Origin of the sequence: Halobacterium bonnevillei (genome assembly GCF_009831555.1) — an archaeon.
GTDB lineage: Archaea > Halobacteriota > Halobacteria > Halobacteriales > Halobacteriaceae > Halobacterium > Halobacterium bonnevillei.
The window spans coordinates 1-1,549 of the sequence record NZ_WUUU01000319.1 but is presented as its reverse complement, the minus strand read 5'-3'; the positions used below and the strand labels follow the sequence as shown (position 1 = coordinate 1,549).

Below are 1,549 nucleotides of genomic sequence, written 5' to 3'. Positions count from 1 at the left end.
CGCTGGACGACCCGGGCACGAGGACGGCCGGCGTCCCCGGTCCTCGTCGGTGACCCGCTCCGGCCGGGTGGCGGGCGACCCGCGACAGGTCCATGCGTGAACGATTGACCGCGACGACCTTAACTCACGCGCCGTCGAGCACTTTCGGGCGCCACGCCGCCGGGCGCTGGCTCGGCGGCCTCACTCGTCGGCCAGCGTTTCGCGCACGTCGTCGAGTTCGACGGGCGCCCACGCTTCGGCGTCGTACGTCACGTCCACGAGGTAGCGCGCGCGGTCGCCGTCCGCGTCCGCCGCGTCGGATTCGAGGCGCTCGCGGACGACAGTCGCGAGTTCCTCGCGGTCGACGGACCGCGGCTGTACGTCGAGGATGTGCGGGAGGTCGGTGGCGCGCTCGGGGAGTTCCGGGAACGCCACCGGTCCCGGCACGAGCACGCGCTGGTCGTCGCGGTCGACCGCGAGCAGGTAGTAGTCCTCGAGCGCTCCCGTCACGTCCGCCTGCGCGGTGTCGGGGTCGAAGTCGTCGCCGCGCTTGAACGCCAGTTCCGCGAGCGCCTCGTGGAGTTCCTCCCGAGTGAGGCCGCCGAAGAGGTCCACGATGCCCGCGAGTTCGTCGCCGTTCACGCGTCGTCCTCCCGGGCGAACTCGCTTGAATCCTCCGCACCAGGTCCGTCGCCCCGCGCGCTCGACCCGCCGCCGTCCCCTGCCCGAGCGTCCAGGTCCGCGCTGACCGTGCTCGATCCCTCGGCAGTCTTCCCGACGTCTGCGGCAGCAGCCGCCGCGACGTCGGTGGGGTCGATGTCGACGGCGTTCCACGCTGGCAGCCGCGTGTCCGGTCCCGGCGGGGTGATAGCATCCGCGTACGTCCCGGTCTGGGCTCGCTCGCCCTCGGCGTCGTAGTCGAGGTCGTTGAACGTGGCGTCGGCGCCGTACGCCCGCACGAACCGGTCGGCGGCAGACCGGTAGCGTTCCACGAGCGCGTCGTAATCGACGTCCAGGCCGGCGTCCTCGACGGCGCGCAGGAGCGCCGCGCCAACCCCCTCGCTCATCTCGGAGAGGCCCGTCGGCCCGGAGACGGCGCGGTGGTCGTGCTCGTAGCGGCCGAGGTCGACCTGCGCGGCCGCGTCGCCGCCCGCCACCCGGTAGACTTCCCCGAGGGTCCCGACTTCCAGGCCCCAGCGCCGCTGGACGCGGAGGCTCCGCGCGAGGTCGCTGGTCATCGCGCACTCCCCGGCGAGCGCGTACCGGAATCCGCCCAGGAAGTCCAGGACGTCGTGGTCGTGGGCGTCAGCGAGCGCGTCCACGAGCGGCTCGTAGAACAGGCGGAACAGCCGGCCGTACAGTCGGTCGTTCTCGACGCGCGCGTAGTACCCCTTCGAGAACGCGAAGTCTTCGGCCAGCGGAAAGAGGAGTTTCCGGACGTCGCGGGCCTCGTAGGTCGTGGTGTCGGCGTCGTGGACGACGACGTAGTCGTGGCGGGCAGCGACACCCAGCGCCAGCCAGACGTCGCGGCCCTTCCCCCGGGCACCCGCCAGGCCCGCGTCCGCGAGCA

General features: G+C 72.6%; 2 protein-coding genes. Both read right to left on the bottom strand.

What is annotated here, in order from left to right:
• Positions 1-180: 180 nt before the first annotated feature.
• A complete protein-coding gene (locus GRX66_RS18865; protein ID WP_325064203.1) occupies positions 181-621 on the bottom strand; it encodes a DUF7109 family protein in 441 nt (146 codons plus the stop codon).
• Positions 618-1,549 (bottom strand): hypothetical protein (locus GRX66_RS18860; protein WP_233745699.1); only part of this gene is annotated, 932 nt, incomplete at its 5' end. The genes GRX66_RS18860 and GRX66_RS18865, both read right to left, overlap by 4 nt.